This window comes from Blastomonas sp. AAP53 (assembly GCF_000331245.1).
Taxonomy (GTDB): domain Bacteria; phylum Pseudomonadota; class Alphaproteobacteria; order Sphingomonadales; family Sphingomonadaceae; genus Blastomonas.
This window is the reverse complement of sequence record NZ_ANFZ01000021.1, coordinates 95437-115781: the sequence shown is the minus strand read 5'-3', so window position 1 is coordinate 115781 and position 20345 is coordinate 95437. Positions and strand designations below refer to the sequence as shown.

The following is a 20345-nucleotide window of genomic DNA, read 5'->3' as shown; positions in this document are numbered from 1 at the left end:
AAGTTGGATGGCATCTTGTTGCATTGCATCACGGCATTGGCCGTGCCGTGCTTGTACCAACGTGACCTGGCTGACCGCAAAGGGATGGGATGAGCTGAAGGCCTGCATTTACGAATGGGGGCATTCCAGAGTGATTACACGAAGAACTATGCTGCACCACATCGGCGCAGCCGGCGGGGTGGCGGCGGTCGCAGGCGCGATGCAGTCGATGGGCTGGTTTGGCGCCGCTCACGCTGCGACGCTGGAGCCGATGCCCGGGAACCTCGGTAACGGCAGGTCGGTCATTGTCCTGGGCGCAGGCTTTGCAGGTCTGGTGGCGGCGTACGAGCTGGAACAGCGCGGCTTTTCGGTGACGCTGCTCGAGGCGCGCGGCCGTGTTGGCGGCAAGGCCTGGACTGTCCGCGATGGCGACACCATCAAGATGCAGGGCGAGGCCGATCAGGTCGCCCGTTTTTCCGAAGGATTGTATTTCAACGCGGGTCCTGCCCGCCTGCCGAGCTTCCATCAGGGCGTGCTGGGCTATGCCAAGCGTTTCGGGGTGCCGCTTGAAGTCGAGGTCAATTCCAGCCGTTCGGCCTATCTTGTCGGCAAGAACGGCCGCAAGCTGAGGATGCGCACCGCGATCAACGACATGCGCGGTCATGTGTCTGAGCTGCTGGCCAAGGCGGTCAACCAGGGCGCGCTCGACCAGGCCTTGAGTGTGGACGAGAAGGCACAGCTGCTGCCATTCCTGAAAGCCTATGGCGATCTGGAAGGCGAATACGAGTTCAAAGGCACCACCCGCTCCGGTTTGCGCACCAGCCCCGGTGCCGGGGTATCCAGCTTCGAGACTGCAGGTGCGCCAGTGCCGCTGTCAGAGCTGCTGGCCAATGAGCAGATTGCCATGATGGGGTTCGAGGACAATCTCTACATGCAGGCCACGATGTTCCAGCCGGTGGGCGGCATGGACCAGATTTCTGTGGGGATCGAGCGCAACCTGCAGCAGCGCGCGGTGCTGAATGCCGATGTCCGGCGCATTCGCCAGAGCGCGTCGGGCGTGGATATCGCCTATATCGACACCGGCACAGGAACCGCGCGCACGCTCAAGGCGGACTATTGCGTCTGCACCATCCCCTTCCCCGTGCTGGCCGGGATCGACGCCAATTTTTCGAAGCCGGTCGCCAGCGCGATCGCCGGGGTGGTCTATGAGGATTCGAACAAGGTCGCGTTTGAAGCACCGCGCTTCTGGGAGCAGGACCAGATCTATGGCGGGCTGACCTTCGTCGGCGGCGAGACCAGCCTGATCTGGTACCCGTCCTGGGGGCTGCACGGCGAGCGCGGCATGATCCTGGGCTGCTACAGCTCGGGCCCGCCCGGCAAGGCCTTTGCCCAGCGACCGCTAACCGAGCAGATCGCGATGGCGCGGGCGGCGATCGAGAGCGTCCATCCGGGCCATGGTGACGAATGCAGCGCGCCGCTGGTCGTCAACTGGCGCAAGGTGCCCTACAGCCTGGGTCCCTGGCCCAACTGGACCCCCGGCGCGCGGGGTCGCGGCGAGCATGCCGCCACCGACACCCCTGCCTTCCGGCTGCTCAACCAGCCCGATGGCCGCATTGTCTTTGCCAGCGCCGCGCTCAGCCAGACGCCGGGCTGGCAGGAAGGCGCGCTCGCATCGGCGCATGCCAGCGTTGCCGCGATCGTCCGCCAGATGGCCGAGCGCAGCGTGACGGAACGCTCGCCAAGGGCTGCGGCTGCATGATCATTCGCCCCGCCCGGCCCGAGGATGTGCCCACGCTCGATCGCGTGATCGCAGCTTCGGCACGCCAACTGAGTGCAGGCTATTATGACGCGGCGCAGACGGAAGCGGCGATTGCCCATGTCTTCGGCATCGATAGCGAGCTGATCGCCGATGGCACCTATCTGCTGGTCGACATCGATGGCCAGATTGCCGGCTGTGGCGGCTGGAGCCGGCGGGCGACGCTGTTCGGATCGGACCGGTTCTCGGGCCGCCAGTCGGGCTATGTCGATCCTGCTACCGCACCCGCCAAGATCCGGGCGTTCTTCATCGCACCCGAATTCGCGCGGCGGGGCATCGGCACGGCGCTGCTCACGGCCTGCGAGGAGGCTGCGCGCGCGGCGGGTTTTTCCCAGGCCGAACTGATGGCGACGCTTCCTGGCGTGCCGTTCTATGCCACGCACGGCTATCTGCCGGGAAGTCCGATCACACAGGTTTATGACGGCGTCGAAGTGCGCTTCGTGCCGATGCACAGGTCGCTCCGCGCCCTAGGTGAGCAGGAAGCCGGCACGAACAGTATTTTCCAGGCCTAATCATGCAATCGTTGTCGAAGCCACATTGCGGTGCGGCGTCACCATGCTTCGATGACGATGACCAACGTAATCAGGGTAACGAGAGAGGATGATCTGAAAGCTCGACTTCACAACAAAGGGGGCTTTAGATGAACATGAACGGGAGCATTTCCAGGGCCGCGATGGTCGTGGCCCTGCTGGCGTCTTCGCACACGGCATGGGCGGCCAGCGCCGCCGACGATGTCGGTGCCGATGTCCAGGCAGCAGAAGCACAGGATGACGAAACCCCCGAAAGGGCCGATATCGTCGTCACCGGAACACGGCGAACCGACCGGACGGTCATCGAATCTTCGGTACCGATCGATGTCTTCACTTCAGACGACCTCAAGACCCAGCCAAGCCCGCAATTGCAGACGATCCTGCAGACGCTCGTTCCCTCGTTCAATCAGCAACGCAACCTGCTGGGCGACGCGTCCGCCTTTGTCCGACCGCCAACGTTGCGCGGCCTTCCGCCGGATCAGATCCTGGTCCTGATCAACGGCAAGCGCATGCACCGTTCCGCGCTGGTCCAGGTCGCCGGTGGCCAGCTGGCGCAAGGCTCGCAGGGCCCCGATCTGTCGCAGATTCCGGGTCAGGCGCTCGGCCGCATCGAGGTGCTGCGCGATGGTGCATCCGCACTGTACGGATCGGACGCCATTGCCGGCGTGATCAATCTGGGGCTGAGCACCAAGGACAGCGGGCTCGACATGCAGGTGCGCTATGGCCAGACCTATCAGGGCGACGGCCAGGACACCCAGGTCTCGGCGATCTGGGGCAGCAAGCTGGGCAGCGACGGCGGCTATTTCAACGTCACGGGCGAGTTCATCGACCAGAATGTCTTTGACCGTTCCTCGCCCCGCCCTGAAATCGCGCCGTTGGTCGCGGCCGGGATCACGCCCGATATTCCCAACGGCAACCGGCTGGGTCAGCCTGAAAACCGGGCCTATCGGCTGGTATGGAATGCCTCGCTGCCGCTGGGCGACAAGGACGAGCTTTACCTGTTCGGCAACTGGGGCACGCAGCGCCAGGGCAATGACTTCAACTATCGCCGCCCGATCGGCGTGACCGCCACACCGATCACCGGTCGCGGGCCGGGCTTCGGCAATACCGGCGCGCTGGGCAAGTCGATCAACACCACCTATCTCGACCGCCTGCCCAACGGCAATTTCAGCGAAACCGGTCGCACCTTCGAGGCTAGTGAGATCTTCCCCAATGGCTTCACGCCATTCTTCGAGGCCGAGAACGAGGATTTCTCGATCGTCGGCGGCTACAAGGGGGAAACCAACGGCGGCCTGCGCTATGACCTGTCGGCGGCATCGGGCACCAACAAGATTCGCTATTTCATGAGCAACACGCTCAACCCCTCGATGGGCCCCGACAGCCCGACCAGCTTCTATCTCGGCAAGCTGGTGCAAACCGAAACCAACCTCAATCTCGACCTGAGCTACCCGGTCGAACTGGGCCTGGCCAGCACGTTGAACATCGCAGGCGGGGTCGAATTCCGGCGCGAAAGCTACGAGGTGGGCCTGGGCGATCGGGCCTCGTGGCTGACCGGACCGTTCGCGGCGCAGACGGTGCAACGCGCCAACGGCACCACCTTCCTGTCGACCAAGCCGGTGGGCGCGAACGGCTTTCCAGGCTTTGGCCCGGATTCGGTGACATCAGGCGGGCGCAACAGCATTTCGGCCTATCTCGACCTGGAAGCCGATGTGCTGGAAAGCGTGACGCTGTCAGGCGCGCTGCGCTATGACCGGTTTACCGATTTCGGCGACACGGTGAACGGCAAGATTTCGGCGCGCTGGGCCGCATCGGACGCGATAGCGGTGCGCGGCAACTTCAACACCGGTTTCCGCGCGCCGACGCCTGGCCAGCAATTCACCCAGAACGTGCAGACCGCATTCCCCAATGGCAGCCCGGTACCGGTCGCGGTCGCCACGGTACGGCCGGACAGCATTGTCGGCATCGCGTACGGATCGTCAGCGCTGACCCCCGAAAAGTCGACCAGCTTTTCCGGCGGCCTGGTGCTGACTCCGGGGGGCGGCTTCACCTTCACGCTCGATTATTACAACATCAAGGTGAAGGACCGGATCGGCATTACCGGCAATTTCAACGTGACGGCCGCCAATCGCACCGCGTTGCTGGGCCTGGGTGTCGCCAACGCGCTCGATCTGGGCCAGATCAACTTCTTCACCAATGGCTTTGCCACCCGCACACAAGGGGTAGACGCGGTGCTGACCCATCGTGCCACCACCGGAATGGGCAGCTTCAACACCAGCCTGGCGGTCAACTGGAACAAGTCGAAAGTCACCGATATCCGCTCGGTCACCCCGTCCGCCGCGATCGGTGGCACCGCGCGACCGCTGATCGACCGGGTGCGCGAAGGCAATATCGAGGAATCGCTGCCACGCTGGCGCGCGGTGCTGTCAGAAACCTTCACCAGCGGCATGTTTGATGTCACCGCGCGGGTCAATTATGCCAGCAGCTTCACCACCTATTTCGCCCCGGCGACCGGCTTCGACCCGGCCTTTGCCTCGCTTTACCCCAACCCCTGGCCCAAGACCTTTTCTGCCGAAGTGTGGGGCGATCTCGAAATTGGGGTCACGTTCGAGGAGAAATATCGCATCGCCGTGGGAGGCCAGAACATCTTCGACAATTACCCCGAGCGCGAAACACGCAACATCTATCCGCAAACCGGGGGTGCAGCCAACGGATCCTTCTATCCCGACACATCGCCTCTCGGCTGGGCCGGCGGATTCTGGTACGTTCGGGGCAGCGTGAGTTTCTGAGCCGCCTCTCCCCGCCCCGGCGCGCCTGCCGGCGCCGGGGCCCATCATCTTAGCCTGCGAAAGGAAGATTCCTTGATCCGACATCTCGTGCTGACCACCGTTGCTGCCGCCCTGTCACTGGGCGTGGCGCATGCCCAATCGATCGTCCGCCATACCAACCCGCCACCTGCGATCATCCTGAGCGGTGTGACCATTCCGCCTGGCGCGGAAGTTCTGATGCTCAGCGGGCAGCTTGCCAGCCCGATCGACCCCGCCAAGACCGAGGGCATCGAAGCCTATGGCGACACCAAGACCCAGACAGTCAGCACCTTCAGGAAGATCGAGGCGGCGCTGGCCAAGCAGGGCTATGCCATGTCCGATGTGGTCAAGCTGACCGTGTTTGTCGTGGGCGACCCCAAATTGGGCGGCAAGATGGACTTTGCCGGATTCAACGCGGGCTATCGCGAATTCTTCGGCACGGCGGCAAACCCCAACCTCGTCGCGCGCTCGACGGTCCAGGTGGCTGCGCTTGCCGGGCCGCAGTTCCTGATCGAGATCGAGGCGACGGCGGCCAAGGCGAAATAGCACCGAAGCCGGAAAGTCCCGCCAAAGCCGAAGGGCGGCACCCTGACCCGTGCCGCCCTTTGCTGGCTGCTGCGCGATTGCGTCCCGGTCAACCGGGCTTGCCACTACGCAAACCGGGCAAGACCAGCCTAACGGGCGGTCTCTGCGCGCTCGCGGGCCAATCGGTCGGCGAGGCGCTTGCGGGACCGATCGGCATAGGCGCGACAGGCTCCCGGCGCGCTGCTGTAGCGCCCTTCACCTGCATTGTCGGGGTGCGCGGCGATCAGGATATCGCATGCCAGGCCCGCCATGCGCTTGTGGCTGGCCGCAAAGCCCTTGACGATGGGAGCGCTGGCGGGCGCGCTGTAGCGATAATCGTCGGACGAGACCGGGTTGAGGCTCGATGCGAAGAGGATTGCCTTGCACGCCTGTTGCTCGCACGCCTTCCAGCTCCAGCTCATGCTGCCCATGGTATGGCCGGGCGTCGCGTGCGCGGTGATCGCGGTTTTGCCAAGGCGGATCACCTGTCCGTCGCGCACCACGCGAATTCGCGTGACGCGGGGCCAACTGCCACCATAAGCGGCTTGCGGATCATCCTTGGCATGCGCACCGGCGCGGAGCCCCTCGGCCCCGCGCGCGCTGGCCAGCACGGTCGCCCCGGTATCGCGTGCCAGCGCAGCAATGCCGCCACTGTGATCATAATGCGGTTCGGTGCTCAGAATAAATTTGATGTCTTTGGGGTCGAAACCCAGTTTGCGGACATTGTCCAGGATCATCGGCGCGGCCTGGGGCAGCGCGCCATCGATCAGCACCAGCCCGGCGCCTGTGTCGATCAGCACCACGCTGAGCCCGCCGAACCCGACGAGGTAACTCGTCCCGAAAATCTTCTCCGGCGGCGCTGGTGCGAGCCATTCATCGGCCCTTTCCAAAGCCATCGGACGCGTCAATGGATCCTCTGCGTTCGGTGCGGCAACGCTTGCAGCCCCCATCAGCCAAGCTGCGATAGTCGTCATGACGATCATGTCTGTCTCCCTTCACGGCTGGAATGCCCCCCGACTGCGCATGCGACAATGGATCATTTCTCGACAAAGCCATGAGCAAAGCTCATGCTAAGCCATGGACCGCGCCCAACTCCCGCTTAATGCGCTTCGTGCCTTCGAGGCAGCAGCGCGCCACCTCAATTTCACCCGAGCCGCGATCGAACTGTGCGTCACACAGGGCGCGGTCAGCCATCAGGTGGCACAGCTTGAACACCGGCTGGGCACCCGGCTGTTCCACCGCCTGCCCCGCGGACTGGCGCTCACCGAAGAGGGCCATGCGCTGGTTCCGGTGCTGGCCGACGCCTTCGACCGCGTGGGTGCAACGCTCGATCAATATGCCGATGGTCGCTTTCGCGAGACCCTGAAGGTGGGCGTCGTCGGAACCTTCGCGACGGGCTGGCTGCTGCCGCGGATCGAAGCGTTCAATCGCGCGCATCCCGCGATCGACCTGCGGATATCGACCAACAACAACCGGGTGGACCTTGCCGGCGAAGCGCTGGATTTCGCCATCCGCTTTGGCAATGGCGCGTGGCACGGCACGCATGCCGATCCGTTGCTCGCAGCGCCGATGGCTCCGGTCTGCGCCCCCGCCATCGCCGAACGACTCACCGGCCCCGCCGATCTTGTTCATGAGTCGTTGCTACGCTCGTACCGGCCCGACGAATGGGCCCTGTGGTTTGCAGCGGCGGGCGTTCCGGTGCCGGTGCTGCGCGGGCCTGTGTTCGACAGCTCGGCGTTGATGGTCTCGGCCGCCACTGCCGGGCTTGGCGTTGCGCTGGTGCCGCCTGCGATGTTCGCGCGCGAACTCGCGTCAGAGCAGCTCGTTCAGCCGTTCGCTGCCACCATCGATGTCGGGCGCTATTGGCTCACCCGCCTGATATCCCGCCCCGAGCACGAGCCCATGCGCCGCTTTCGCGAATGGTTGATGGCCCAGATCGACGCAGGGTCGGCGCTGCCGCCAGAATGACGCGCATTGACCCTGCCAGGTCCGCAGGCCGCCTGCAGCAAAGACAGCGCTGGCCGAGTGTCCGCAGCTATAGCGCGGTGCCCACCAGCCTGCCGATACCTGCGGTCAGCGCCATTGCCAGCACGCCCCAGAAGACGACACGGGCCACCGGCCTGGCGATGGCCGCGCCCCCGGCGCGCGCACTCACCGCGCCCAGCAGCGCAAGGAACAGGATCGACCCGCCCGCCTCGCCGATTACCAGCCACCCCATCGGCAGCACGGCCGCCAGCACGAGCGGCAGCGCCGCGCCCAGCGTGAATGTCAGGGCCGATGCAACGGCGGCCTGCAGCGGCTGGGCCGCTGTGCTCGCGTTGATGTGCAGTTCATCGCGGGCATGGCTGCCCAAGGCGTCGTGCGCCATCATCTGAGCGGCCACGATATCGGCGACCGCAGGCTCGACACCGCGCCCGACATAAATCGCGGCCAGTTCGGCCTGCTCGTGCTCGGGATCGCTGGCCAGCTCGGCACGCTCCCGCGCCAGATCGGCGGCCTCGGTATCCGACTGGCTGCTGACCGAGACATATTCTCCCGCAGCCATCGACATCGCGCCAGCGACCAGACCAGCTGCCCCTGCAACCAGCAGCGCCTGGCGATCCGCGCCAGATGCCGCTACGCCAACGACAAGGCTTGCGGTGGAAACGATCCCGTCATTCGCGCCCAGGACAGCGGCGCGAAGCCACCCGATCCGCGATATCTGGTGGCTTTCGGAATGCATTTTCGTCTTTGGCATGGGGTTTTCCCTTGGGCTGATGGAAAGACCATGCCTGCTTATAGATCATCGCCGATCCAGATACTGTGACTGTCGATCAAAATGCGCGTGATGGCTCGCAAGGCGGCGGTGCGGGCCTGTACCTCGGACCGGAACATGTCCTGCGTCTGCCGCTCGGACAGCAACAGATCGGCAAGGTCGATGGCGCCGAGATCATAGCCCTTGCGCATCTTCAACACGGCAGCGACCTGGGCTTTGGCGCCATCGCGGCTGCGCAGCCAGGCTTGCCAGGCGGTGTCCGCGCTGACGACATCGGTATCGGCCATTTCCTGCACGTCAAACCCGACTGCAGTCGCCTCGGCGGCGGCAGCAGCAGCCTCGCCACTGGCGCGATCGGCCAGGGCGCTGCGATGACGCCCTCCCAACGGGATGGTGGCGATCAGACCCAGACCCGTTTCTGCCCCGCCGCGTTCGCTGAATGCGCGCACGCCGATGCTGGGATCGGCGATCCGATCACGACCAGCGCGGTCGGCCAGAGCCTGCAGCCGGTCTGCCTCTGCCTTGGCCGCGCCAACCTCATGGCTGCGCTCGATGACGAGGCGGCGCAACTCGGCCAGGCTTGCCTGCGGCAGTTCGGGCAGAGGCAGATCACCGGGCGCGCTGGGCAGGACCAGGCCCGGAAACTGGGCCTGCAACCGTGCCTTGGCGATGGCCGCGCGCCCGGCTGACTGCTGGACCTGCAACCGCGCCACACTCAACGCCGCCTCCGCCTGATCGACCTCCATCGGCGCGGCATCGCGCTGCTCAGCCCGGCGGCGGATGCTCGACAGGGAGCGCTCCAGATTTTCGGTCGCCTGACGGTCGATTTGCTCCTCGGCAGACGCGCCCAGCCAGTCCCACCAATAGTCGGCCAGCAGCAACGCCGCCTGGTGCCTTGCATCCTCCATCCGGTTTTGTGCCGCCTCGATGCCCGATGCCCCCGCCTGTCGGTCGAGCCGCGCCTTGCCGGGCAGTCGGATCGGGCGGCTCAACGCGGTGTCGAATTCGGCATAGCGCCCATCGCGATCGACCGTGCGCTGGATGACGCTGGTGGTCAGCGAAAACTCGTGCGGCCCCACGCGCAGCGCTTCATCATCGGCACGCGCCGCTTGCACGCGGGCAATGGCCGCACGCACCAAGGGGTGCTCGTCCAGCGCCGCGCGCACCTGCAGCTCGGGCGGCAGGCCGGGCTGGCCCAGCGCAGCAGACGCGCTGGCCAGCACGGCGGCGGCCAATGTGGGAAGCAGGACGGAGATCAAGGGAAACCGGGCCATCATGCTGCCTCTCCCGCCGCTGCATCGCGGTTGCCCGCCGCGCGCTCGGCCCGGCTTTCGCCAAAGCGTTCATACAGGATCGGCAGCAGGATCAGCGTCAGCATCGTCGCGCTCACCAGCCCGCCGATCACCACGATGGCAAGCGGCCGCTGGATTTCGGAGCCCGGCCCGGTCGCAAACAGCAACGGCACCAGACCGAAGGCGGCGATGGTTGCGGTCATCATCACCGGGCGCAATCGTCGCACCGCGCCCTGTCTCACCGCCTGCTCAAGGCTCAGCCCGTCCTCGCGCAGCTGGCGGAAGCAGGTCACCATCACGAGCCCGTTGAGCACCGCGATGCCGAGCAGCGCGATGAACCCGACCGAGGCCGGGACCGAAAGATACTCGCCCGCCAGCGCCAGCGAGACCATGCCGCCCACCATCGCGAACGGAATGTTGGCCAGGATGAGCAGGGCAGCGCGCACCGAGGAAAGCGTAGCGAACAGCACCAGAAAGATGAGCACGAGCGAGATCGGCAGCACCACCATCAGCCGGGCCGAGGCGCGCTGCTGGTTCTCGAACTGGCCGCCCCAGACCAGCCGATAGCCCTGCGGCAGATCCACATTGGCTTCGATGTCGCGCTTGGCGGCATCGACATAGCTGACCAGATCGCGCCCACCGACAAAGGCCTGCACCATCGCGTAGCGCGACCCGTTTTCATGCTCCAGCTTCACGGGACCGGCGACCTGGCGGATCTGCGCGACGTCGCTGGCGCGGACGAGCTGGCCCGAGGGCGCGCGATAAATCTGGTCGGCAAATGCCGCAGGGTCCATGCCATCGCCACCGATCCCCTTGATCATCACCGGAACCCGGCGTCCGTTTTCGGTGACCGTCCCGGCGCGGATGCCCTCGACATTGGCGCGCATCATGTCCTGGAGCAGGTCAACCGGCATCCCGGCGCGCCCGGCCGCAACGCGGTCCATGTCGAGCTGAAGGTAATCCACGGTGTCATTGGCCACGGTCATCGCCTCGGTGGTGCCTTCGATCTTCTCGAGCCGCCCCTGGATCTCGCCCGCCAGCCGCGAAAGCTCGTTGATATCGGGGCCGAACAGCTTGATCACCAGATCGCCGCGCGCGCCGGTCAGCATTTCCGAAATGCGCATCTCGATCGGCTGGGTGAAGGTCGGCTCGATACCGGGAAAATCGTGCATCACGGCGCGGATCTGGTCGGTCAGCCAGGCCTTGTCGGCCCGGCGCCATTCGTCGCGCGGCTTGAGCTGGAGGAAACTGTCGGTCTCGTTGGGGCTCATCGGGTCGAGGCCCAGCTCGTCGCTGCCCACCCGCGCGATCACCGCCTCGATCTCGGGCACATCGGCGAGCAGCGCCTTTTGCACCTTCATGTCCCCTGCCGTGCTGTGGCCGAGGCCGATGCTGGGCAGCTTGGTCAGCTGCACGATGATCGAGCCTTCATCCATCGTGGGAAGGAAGGTCTTGCCGGTGACCGCATAGGCCCCTGCTGCCAGCAGCAGCGCCGCGCCTGCCGCTGCGAACACCCGGCGTGGATGCACAAACGACGCGTCGAGCAACCGCGCATAGCGCGGGGTCATCCAGCGCATCAGTGCGGGTTCGTGCTGCGCTTCGCTGCGCCTGAGGCCGTAATAGGCCAGCACCGGCACCAGGGTCAGGGCCAGGATCAATGCCGACAGCAAGGCCAGCACGATGGTCATCGCCACCGGCGCGAACAGCTTGCCCTCCAGCCCCTCGAGCGTCAGCAACGGCAGAAAGACCAGGGCGATGATCGCCATGCCCGATGCCACCGGAGTTGCGACCTCCGATGTCGCGACAAGCACGCAGTTGAGCTTGCTGGCGCTGCGATGCTTCGCGTCGGACAATCGTTCGACAACATTCTCGACGACCACGACGGCACCATCCACCAGCATGCCGACCGCGATGGCAAGGCCCCCCAGGCTCATCAGATTGGCGGTCAGGCCGATCGCGCGCATCCAGATGAAGGTCATCAGCGCCGCCATCGGCAGGGCGACAGCGACGATGACCGAAGCGCGCACATCGCCCAGGAACAGCAGCAGCAGGATGACGACGAGGATCGTCGCCTCCAGCAACGCCTTTTCCACCGTGCCGACGGCGCGGCCGATCAGGTCCGACCGGTCGTAGAACGTCGCTACCGTGACGCCAGGCGGCAGTGTCGGTTGCAATTCGGCCAGCCGCTGCTTGATCCCGGCCACGATCTTGCTCGCATCCGCGCCGCGCAGGCCGATGACCAGGCCCTGCACCGCTTCACCCTGGCCATTCTTGGTCACCGCGCCATAGCGGGTGAGGCTGCCCATCCGCACCGTGGCGACGTCGCCGACGCGCACCACGCCGCCGCCTGCGCTGCGCACCACCACCGAGGCCAGATCGTCGAGCGAGGCGATCGCTCCGACCGAACGCACGATCAGTGCCTCTTCCGCGACGCTCAGCCGGCCCGCGCCATCATTGCGATTGCTGGCTTCGATCGCCGTCCTGAGGTCGTCGATGGTCAGACTGGCGGCGGCGAGCGCTGCTGGATCAGGCTGAACTTCATAGGTTTCGACCATGCCGCCCAGCGCGTTGACATCGGCCACGCCCGGCACCGTGCGGAGCGCAGGCCGCAACGTCCAGTCGAGCAGCCGCCGTTTCTCGGTCAGCGACAACGGCCCTTCGATGGTGAACATGAACATGTCGGACAAGGGCGTCGAAATCGGTGCCATCCCGCCTTCGACCGTCGCGGGCAGGTCGGCGGTGGCATTGGCCAGCCGCTCGGCGACCTGGCTTCGCGCCCAGTAGATGTCGGTGCCGTCGGCAAAATCGATGGTGATATCGGCGATCGCATATTTGGCGACCGAACGCAGGACCGTCTGCCGGGGGATGCCCAGCATCTCCATCTCGATCGGCGTGATGACCCGGCTTTCCACCTCTTCGGGCGTCATGCCGGGGGCCTTGAGGATGATCTTGACCTGGGTCGAGCTGATATCGGGAAAGGCATCGATCGGCAGGTTGGCGAACGACCAGGCTCCGATCGCTGCGAGCGCGATCGCCAGCCCGGCGACGACCAGCCGGAAATTCAGCGAGGCTTCGACGAGTTTGCGCAACATCGCGGTCAGTTCCCCGCCAGCAGCATCTTGAGTTCGCTCAGACCCGAGACGGCGACGGTGTCCCCCGGCTTCAGACCATCGGACAGGATCGTCAGATCGCCCGACTGCCCTGCGGTGACCACCGCGCGCGGGACGAAACTCTTGCCTGTGCGCACCAACACGTGCGGCTTGCCGTCGATCCGGGTCACCGCGCCGGACGGCACGCTGACGCCGGTTTGAGCGCCATCGCCAACGATCACGACCATCACCGATTTGCCGGCCACCAGGGGCGGCGCGCCATCGATCCGCGCCTTGGCGATGATCGACCGGGTCACCGGATCGAGCGAGGCACCGACCGACACGATCGTGCCGCTGAATTCGGCCATCGCCCCCGATGCAGGCACAAGGATGCGCATGCCGGGGCGCACCTTGCCCGCCAGCCGCTCGGGCAATTGCAGGTCGAGCGTGAACGCTGCGCTGTTCTCGATCACGAACGGGGCGGACGTGGCCATCACCGGCCCGCCGACCTGCGCCGTCATCGCGGCGACGCGTCCGCCGATCGGCGCGCGCAGCGTGACCTCGCCTGCCGGGTTTGCCCCTGCCTGGCGCAGGATACGGGCGTTTTCTGCGACATCGATCCGCGCGACGCGGATCTGGGCGTTCATCTCGTCAGCCCGTGCCCCGGCAATGATCCCTTCCTGCACCAGCTGCCGCGTGCGTGCAGCACTCGCTTCGGCCAGGCCCAGCCTGGCCTCGGCGCGCGCCAGCTCCGCACCATATTGCACCGGCTCGCGGCTTTTCACCGTGGCCAGCGCCTGGCCCGCCGAAACCTGCTGGCCCTGGATGACGTGCAGCCGGATGATCGCCCCATCGAACGGGGCCGTGACCGCGACCTGCGCTTCGGGCGGCAGCGTTATCGCGCCGGAGACGGTTCCCAGAGGAATGTCTGCCGCTACCCTGGCAGATACGGTGCGAATGCCCAGCCGCTGCACTTGCTGCACGCTGAGCACTCCGGGCGCTGCCTGTGATCCGGCAGCCTCTGCGCCCGCATCATCGGGCTGATCCGACCCGCCCAAAAACTGATACCCTGCGACCGCGCCGACAATCGCCAGCGCCGCCATGCCCCCGAAAATGATCTTTGCCCTGTCCATGGCATCGCTGGTGCCGGACAAAGCTGACAACCGCCTGACGGCAGCCAGTTATGGGCAAAAATCGAGGATAAGGCTGCTGCGTCCAGGGTCGGTGCGGATGGTGCCGCCATGCACCTCCATGATGCGGTGGACGATGGCAAGGCCAAGGCCCGCCCCGTCGGGGCTGGCATGGTCGGCACGGGCCGAACGCTGCACCAGCCGGTCGAGCTGATCGGATGACAGGCCGGGCCCCCCATCGGCAACACGGATGGCAGGGCTGCCGTCCAGCATCACCCGCACGGTTCCTGCAGGCGGCGTCACACGCACCGCATTGTCGATCAGGTTGCGCAACGCTGCACCGATGGCCTCGCGTCGGCCGCGCACCAGCGGTGGCAGCGTGTCGCAGACAAGCTCGATCATCCGGCCCGAGGCAATCACGCCGGGCGCAATTCGGGCGATCACATCGCTGGCAAGCTCGGCCAGATCGACATCATCGGTCGCCGTGAGTGCGGCCTGTTGCGCATCCATCTGCGCCAGCAGCATCAGCTGATCGATGAGCCGCCGCATCGCTGCGACGTCGCCCTTCAGCCGCGCAGCCTCAGGCCCCTTCATGCCGTCCAGCTCCAGCATCATCGCTGCCAATGGCGTGCGCAGTTCATGCGCAACATCGGCAGCAAATGCCTCCTGGTGCGCTGCGGATTGTTCCAGCCGCCCCAGCAGTGTGTTGACCGCGGTGGTAAAGGGCAGGATTTCGGCGGGCAGATGCGCATCGTCGACGCGGATATTGCGATCCTGACCGGACACGGCATTCAGCCGTTCGGTCGCGTCCGACAATGGCTGCAGGGCGCGGCGCATCACGAAATGGATCGCCAGCATCATCGGGATGGCGAGCGCCAGCACCGGAAGCACGACGTGCTCGGCCATCTCGCGCAGCGCTGCGCGCAAGGCATCGGGCGCGGGCATCGCGGCAAAGCTGCTCCAGTATTCCAGCAACACCGCCGCCAGCAGCAGAATGGTGCCGCCGCTGACGACCAGCGCAAGCCCGCGCGCCAGCGACCGGAAGATGGAAGGCATGGCCTGGTTCACTCACCCGCTCCGCAGCATGTAGCCGACACCACGCACGGTGTGCAGCTGCCCGGCCAGCCCCGCCTCTTCCAGCTTGCGCCGCAGCCGCGAGACAATGGCTTCGACGGCATTGGGAGTGACCGGCTCGTTGAAGCTGTAGAGCGCGTTCTCGATGGCAGCGCGCACCACGACGCTGCCCAGCCGCCGCATCAGCAGCTCGAGCAGATCGGCCTCCCGCCGCGACAGATCGATGACGCGGCCATCCAGTCGCGCCTCTCGCGTCACCGGATCGAAGCGCAGCGACCCGCTTTCCAGCGCATTGATGGCGCGCGGGCCGGGCCTTCGCAGCAAGGCCCTGACCCGCGCCGCCAGCTCTTCGATATCCACCGGCTTGACCAGATAATCGTCCGCCCCGGCATCGAGACCGGCGATTCGGTCCTCAAGCCCGCCGCGTGCGGTCAGCATCAATGCGGGCACCAGCTGGCGCAGGCTGCGCTGATGCTGGAGCCACGCCAGCCCGTCTCCGTCCGGCAGGCCCAGATCGAGGATGACGGCGTCGAAGCTGGCCCCGGCAAGGCAGTCCTCCGCCGTCGCAAGATCAGGCGCGGTGTCGCAGATGAATCCGCGTCGCCCCAGTCCCTCGGCGAGCAGTCCCGCCAGCCGGTCGTTGTCTTCGATGATCAGCAGGCGCAAGGCGCATGTCCCTGTTCAATCGTCATCGTTGGCCTCCAGCACCGGGCCGCCCAGCGCGGCGTGCTGCTCTGCATGTTCAGCCTCCTCGCGCGATCCGGGGATGAACGCCCCTGCATCATAGCGGATCACGCCCAGCACCAACAGGCCGACAATCGCTACCCCGCCCAGATGGGCCAGCATACGAAATCTGCGCGGTGCCACCGGCAACTGCCCTCCGTGCGCGGCTTTGCGGCCGGTTACCATCGCCTGGGCCAGATTGTCGTGCGTCAGCAACGACATCACCACGACGCCAACGATATGCACGACGATCAGCCCCAGCAACGAAAAGGCGAGAATCTCGTGCAGGTCCTCGCTGCCTCCGCCAGAGGTCATCCGGATACCCGTCCAGGTCACCGCCGCCGTACCCGCCAGCAGCGCCAGCACGGCAAGCCCGCCCAAGGGATTGTGCCCTATCGAGCGCTCCGGTCGCCCGGCGATCAGCTCGCGCAAATGGGGGAACACTGCGGCCGGCTTCACGAAGTTCGCGAACCGCGCCTGAGCATTGCCGATGAAGCCCCAGCACAGCCGAAAACCGATCAGCACCGCAGCGACCCACCCGGCGACCATGTGCCAGGCAGCAAGCGGGCTGTCTTCCTCGGACGATACGAAGGCAAGCGCGATCGCGACAACCAGCGACCAGTGAAAGAGCCTGACCGGAACATCCCAGACGCGGATGGTAGCACCAACAGATCGAGTCGCATGAGCCATGATAGCCTCCTATGCGACCGGGTTTGCCATCCGTGGCTGACGCGAGCCTGACATGCTGACGAAATGAGGCGCGAGCAGCCTGTGTGGCAGCGGAGTAATGTGGTGGTGTTGAATGTTGTGGTGTGGGAGTGCTTGCACAGAGCCATCAGCCCATGGCGACAGGCTGCATCGCCAGATCGATGAAGATAATGTGGTCGGGGAGACAGGATTCGAACCTGCGACCCTCTGCTCCCAAAGCAGACGCGCTACCAGGCTGCGCCACTCCCCGACTCTAAGCAGTTTCATGTTAAATCAACAACTTAACAACCACCAATAGCTTTTCTGGAAAGCCATAGCCGAGGTGCAAGCTGTCGAGGGTGTCCCTTAGGGGGGCCGAGCTAACATTGCTAGCGCAATGTGAATGGGTCGATGAAAAATTACCTGCTAGCCTAGGCGTTACAAGCTTTATGACCTGGTCAATAAGGGTAGCAGGCTTTTCAGCGCAGGTCATGCTAAAAGCGACATTACCCCTCCCTCTCTATGCCCAGCAAAATTTCTGATTTTTTGGTTTTTCCAAACTCACGGTCAACCTACACTTGTGGGCATGTCTGAGAAAATGACCTGTGGCCACTGCGGATCGATTTATGCAGTCACCTATTCTCGCGTGACCATGCGGGACAAGGATCATGCGGACTGCGATGTTTGCGGCTTTCGCCTCGATTCCTGGGACGGCTCAACCATTCCCCATCATGAACTGCTACAGCGTGGAATGCTACCTCCCCCCAAAGCGAATAGTGAGACTTAAGCAAGTACCATAGACGGTGCGAACGGTCTGAAATTGGACGTATCCGCTAGAGTTGCAGAAGACTGACCGCAATCCACTCAATCGGGGCTATCTCGATATTCCTTGTGGAAAAGCGCATGAGAGCGTTTGACAACCATCAACAGCGTCAACAAGAAATGAGCATATAGAAAAACCACGAGAGCAGGGATCAATCCCTTATCATAAGACTTTATAAATGAAACTAACGACACCACCAAAGCAGAACAGCAAACAAGAATAAGGTAGGACAGATTGGCATTCAATTCTATCAATAGTTTTTTTCGGTCAGCAAGAGTTTGAGCCATCGACATCGCAACACGCTTGTCCGTTGGCACTTCCCATTTGCGCTGAAAAATTGAAAACATTGCCACCTGGATGTTCAGTATTAAGGCAATGAAAATTCCGAAGAACGTAATTGATATGTTATATGCATCGGTTTTCAGCGTTAGGTTAAAATAATAAGAAACAGCCGCCGCAACCATTGGGCATCCGTAAAATAAAAAAACATCAGCCAATGAAGCGCGATTGCTTCGGCTGTCGTAAAGGGTTTCGCAATGATCCCGAACGATGGAGATTATATTGATTTTCATGTTTGTTTATTATTCACGATTTCTAAGAAATCCAACAGTATCTTGTCGCATTGAATAACTAGTGATTCATAAGTAGGGTGACCATCTGGCCCGCGTTTTATATCTTGCGTTATATCGATAACGCCAGCGTTGGTATCACTCCCAAAGACTCCAACCGGCCGGAATTTGCCACCAATCTTTACATCGGCATACACTTCTGAAAATTCGATACCGTCATGCAAAACAAGTCCAGCGTCACTTTTTCTCAGTGCGCCCGTAACTTCTTTGAATGTTCCGAGAATTTTGTTGCGGTTTGTAGATAACCGCACTTCAAAATTGACGGTATCAGGAACCCGCCTGCCTAAATAGCGATCAGTTACGTCTTGCGGAGCGTTACGCTTGATCAGACGAAGCCGTTTAACGGGTGCTTTACTATACAGGCCGCTTCCCTCACTCGGTATCAGCTTTTGATATTTCAAAACATACCCTGGATTTCTTGCTGCAAACTCATCTTTCGCTTGCTCCATCACCAAGCCGATGCAGGACCGACCTTGAAACGACTGGAACGCCGCGAAACAAAAATTCTTATTATCAGGCCACCAAAACTCATAAAAAAGTGGTATTTCTTCCGTGTCGTCGATTTCACGTCGGTATTTTTTTGTTTTTGTCTTGCTATTTACGAAATCGCTTTCAAAACCAAAGGTGCCATAATGCGTATAGCCCTTGCTGTTTCCTTTTCCATCTTCATCGCGTTCTTCAAAATACCAGCTACGCTCTTTTTCAGCGTGCTGGACAGCCTCATCATGATCAGCGACAAATTTTGTGAAAAATTTGGGCGGGGTAATATTGAGTTCCGTTGAGCTAAACGGAATCATTGCGCGTTCGCCCTTCTTATGCGCCGTAATCAAATAACCGCGTAGGCCAATTGCACTCGCCATCCTGACACCCCTCTTGTGGTTTTTCTATCAAAGCAAGATGCGACGACAAATTCAATGATCGTTTCAATCATAATGACGGCATGACCGCCTTACGTATTCCGCGCAGAGCTCTACGTGCCACTGATACGAAGCCTTGCCAAGTCCAGTTAAAGGCTCCGTATCACGTTTATCAGCGACTGAGATTTTGCGCCTAGTGAATGGCCACCTTTCCCCAACTCCCCTGGCTGCTGCCCGTTCGCTTTGCCGCGAGATTTTGCATGGACTAGTCCGGTATACGTCCAGCCTCGTCCAGTTCTCGCAAAACTGCTTTTTGGTCCAGGCTCATATCGTCAAGTTCGCGCTGCACCTCTGCAAGCTGCTCGCGCGCAGAATCTCGCTTAGCCACGGCATACATGCCACACATCCGCACAAGCAAATTCTGATCATCTGGCGACAGTCCACCGACTGAGCCGGCATCGCGAATAATCGCCTGCCACTCAAATGCATCTATTGTTGCCTCAGAAGCGGCGCGGCATATGCTCCCGACCTCTTCAAGGTCGTTCATTTCATCTGGCGTTATGAACAAAGGTGCAACTACTTGAAGCAGGAACAACGCACACGCTAGCATCATGCACACCTTAGAAGCATTGCAGCAGCATCGCTCGTAACTTTATCCATCTGCTGCCTGGAAGCCTTTGCGTCAAGACCTGCCCCGGCGCCGCGCAATGCCTTGATGATTCCTTCCGGAGATTCAATCACACCACTTCGCGAAATTCGCGCCATGGATTTCATCAAAAAACCTTCATTTCGCGCTGGCTCAAACACAAAATTATCAAAGCCGACATAAGCCCCATAGGAATTTTTCGCGTTGTATTCGCCACATATCACTGCCCCCTGTGCCCTGACATTGCGAAATTGAACCGCAATGGGATCAGCAGTTGCATTACGGACGGCATCGGTGGCAACTTTGACGGAAGTCTTCGATTGGCCATTGAGCGGCGTTGCGAGCAGAGCAAGGCCAACAACAATCACATTCCTGCCAACAGCATACATACGTTTCTCCAGCCACCCGAACCGGGCGGTTAGTCGGCGCGAACACAGGAACACGCCCCTACGTATTCCCATTCGGTATTTTATTTCGCAGGCCACCCGGCGTGTGCCGGTAGACCTGTGTTTTTGCCGCGTTCAGCGGGCGCTCCTCACGACTAAGATCGGAGCGACGAGAGTTGTTTAGCTAATCCAACCGTTATGTCCAGAGGTAGTGAGTGGACTACCTCCACTCAGCAAATCAATACTGCCCAAAGCATGCCGAGACGATACGACATCATAGACATGCCCCAGATTCCGTTTTAAGCCCCCTCAGGACTCGATTTGAAAGTACCCGGAGGGTGACCCAACCCAAACACCAATCATGCCCTGAGGGGCTTTAAAATCGGATTTTTCAAATACGCTATCACATCGCACAAAAACCGCCAACTTTAGTCAGCGCAAAATCAAGAAATTTCGTCTTAGCCTATGATATACACCATATATACCTTATTTTTTATATCAAAACTAGCTAACGCGTTAAGAAATAAAGAGAATATATATGTATATCCTAGGCTAAGGACA

At 62.4% G+C, this 20345-nt stretch carries 17 protein-coding genes and 1 tRNA gene; 5 read left to right on the top strand and 13 right to left on the bottom strand.

Going from position 1 to position 20345, the window contains the following annotated elements:
- Positions 1-148: 148 nt before the first annotated feature.
- The 4 genes from D618_RS0116295 to D618_RS0116280 all read left to right on the top strand — a co-directional run bounded on the left by D618_RS0116295 (position 149) and on the right by D618_RS0116280 (position 5675).
- Positions 149-1738, top strand: a complete 1590-nt coding sequence (locus tag D618_RS0116295; protein ID WP_017672602.1) for an FAD-dependent oxidoreductase — start codon at positions 149-151, stop codon at positions 1736-1738.
- On the top strand, positions 1735-2307 hold the full coding sequence (locus D618_RS0116290) for a GNAT family N-acetyltransferase (RefSeq protein ID WP_017672601.1): 573 nt from the start codon (positions 1735-1737) through the stop codon (positions 2305-2307). The genes D618_RS0116295 and D618_RS0116290 overlap by 4 nt, the downstream gene beginning before the upstream one ends.
- Before the next feature lie 128 nt (positions 2308-2435).
- Positions 2436-5111, top strand: coding sequence for a TonB-dependent receptor (locus tag D618_RS0116285; protein ID WP_026091781.1), 2676 nt, complete (start codon positions 2436-2438; stop codon positions 5109-5111).
- A gap of 72 nt (positions 5112-5183) precedes the next feature.
- Positions 5184-5675 carry a RidA family protein gene (locus D618_RS0116280; RefSeq protein WP_026091780.1) on the top strand — a complete coding sequence of 164 codons (492 nt, stop codon included), beginning with the start codon at positions 5184-5186 and terminating at the stop codon, positions 5673-5675.
- Positions 5676-5803: 128 nt separating this feature from the next.
- Here the strand turns inward: D618_RS0116280 and bla are convergent, their stop codons facing one another.
- On the bottom strand, positions 5804-6589 hold the full coding sequence (bla, locus tag D618_RS0116275; RefSeq protein WP_238550701.1) for a subclass B3 metallo-beta-lactamase: 786 nt from the start codon (positions 6587-6589) through the stop codon (positions 5804-5806).
- 181 nt (positions 6590-6770) lie between these two features.
- Between bla and D618_RS0116270 the strand changes: the two genes are divergently transcribed.
- On the top strand, positions 6771-7661 hold the full coding sequence (locus D618_RS0116270; RefSeq protein ID WP_017672597.1) for a LysR family transcriptional regulator: 891 nt from the start codon (positions 6771-6773) through the stop codon (positions 7659-7661).
- A gap of 67 nt (positions 7662-7728) precedes the next feature.
- Here D618_RS0116270 and D618_RS0116265 read toward each other — a convergent pair whose 3' ends face one another.
- From D618_RS0116265 to D618_RS19770, 12 genes are all read right to left on the bottom strand, one after another.
- Positions 7729-8430 carry a VIT family protein gene (locus D618_RS0116265; protein WP_026091779.1) on the bottom strand — a complete coding sequence of 234 codons (702 nt, stop codon included), beginning with the start codon at positions 8428-8430 and terminating at the stop codon, positions 7729-7731.
- A 38-nt stretch (positions 8431-8468) separates the two neighbouring features.
- Complete coding sequence (locus D618_RS0116260) at positions 8469-9725, bottom strand: TolC family protein (protein WP_017672595.1); 1257 nt, start codon at positions 9723-9725, stop codon at positions 8469-8471.
- Positions 9722-12832 carry a CusA/CzcA family heavy metal efflux RND transporter gene (locus D618_RS0116255; RefSeq protein WP_017672594.1) on the bottom strand — a complete coding sequence of 1037 codons (3111 nt, stop codon included), beginning with the start codon at positions 12830-12832 and terminating at the stop codon, positions 9722-9724. The genes D618_RS0116260 and D618_RS0116255 overlap by 4 nt, the downstream gene beginning before the upstream one ends.
- Before the next feature lie 5 nt (positions 12833-12837).
- Complete coding sequence (locus D618_RS0116250; RefSeq protein WP_026091777.1) at positions 12838-13962, bottom strand: efflux RND transporter periplasmic adaptor subunit; 1125 nt, start codon at positions 13960-13962, stop codon at positions 12838-12840.
- A gap of 48 nt (positions 13963-14010) precedes the next feature.
- Positions 14011-15015, bottom strand: a complete 1005-nt coding sequence (locus D618_RS0116245) for a HAMP domain-containing sensor histidine kinase (protein ID WP_040370986.1) — start codon at positions 15013-15015, stop codon at positions 14011-14013.
- Positions 15016-15027: 12 nt separating this feature from the next.
- On the bottom strand, positions 15028-15699 hold the full coding sequence (locus tag D618_RS0116240; RefSeq protein WP_017672591.1) for a response regulator transcription factor: 672 nt from the start codon (positions 15697-15699) through the stop codon (positions 15028-15030).
- A 15-nt stretch (positions 15700-15714) separates the two neighbouring features.
- Positions 15715-16446 (bottom strand): cytochrome b/b6 domain-containing protein, encoded by a 732-nt coding sequence (locus D618_RS0116235; RefSeq protein WP_017672590.1) that lies wholly within the window; start codon positions 16444-16446, stop codon positions 15715-15717.
- A gap of 191 nt (positions 16447-16637) precedes the next feature.
- A tRNA-Pro gene (locus D618_RS0116230) sits at positions 16638-16714 on the bottom strand.
- A 593-nt stretch (positions 16715-17307) separates the two neighbouring features.
- The gene (locus D618_RS18735; protein WP_040370949.1) at positions 17308-17838 is read right to left on the bottom strand and encodes a hypothetical protein; all 531 of its coding nucleotides are present in this window, start codon (positions 17836-17838) and stop codon (positions 17308-17310) included.
- On the bottom strand, positions 17835-18755 hold the full coding sequence (locus D618_RS19775) for a hypothetical protein (protein WP_152414795.1): 921 nt from the start codon (positions 18753-18755) through the stop codon (positions 17835-17837). Before D618_RS19775 ends, D618_RS18735 begins: the two co-directional genes overlap by 4 nt.
- 262 nt (positions 18756-19017) lie before the next feature.
- Positions 19018-19347, bottom strand: a complete 330-nt coding sequence (locus tag D618_RS0116210; protein ID WP_152414794.1) for a hypothetical protein — start codon at positions 19345-19347, stop codon at positions 19018-19020.
- Positions 19348-19361: 14 nt separating this feature from the next.
- Positions 19362-19787 (bottom strand): hypothetical protein, encoded by a 426-nt coding sequence (locus D618_RS19770; protein WP_152414793.1) that lies wholly within the window; start codon positions 19785-19787, stop codon positions 19362-19364.
- Positions 19788-20345: the final 558 nt, after the last annotated feature.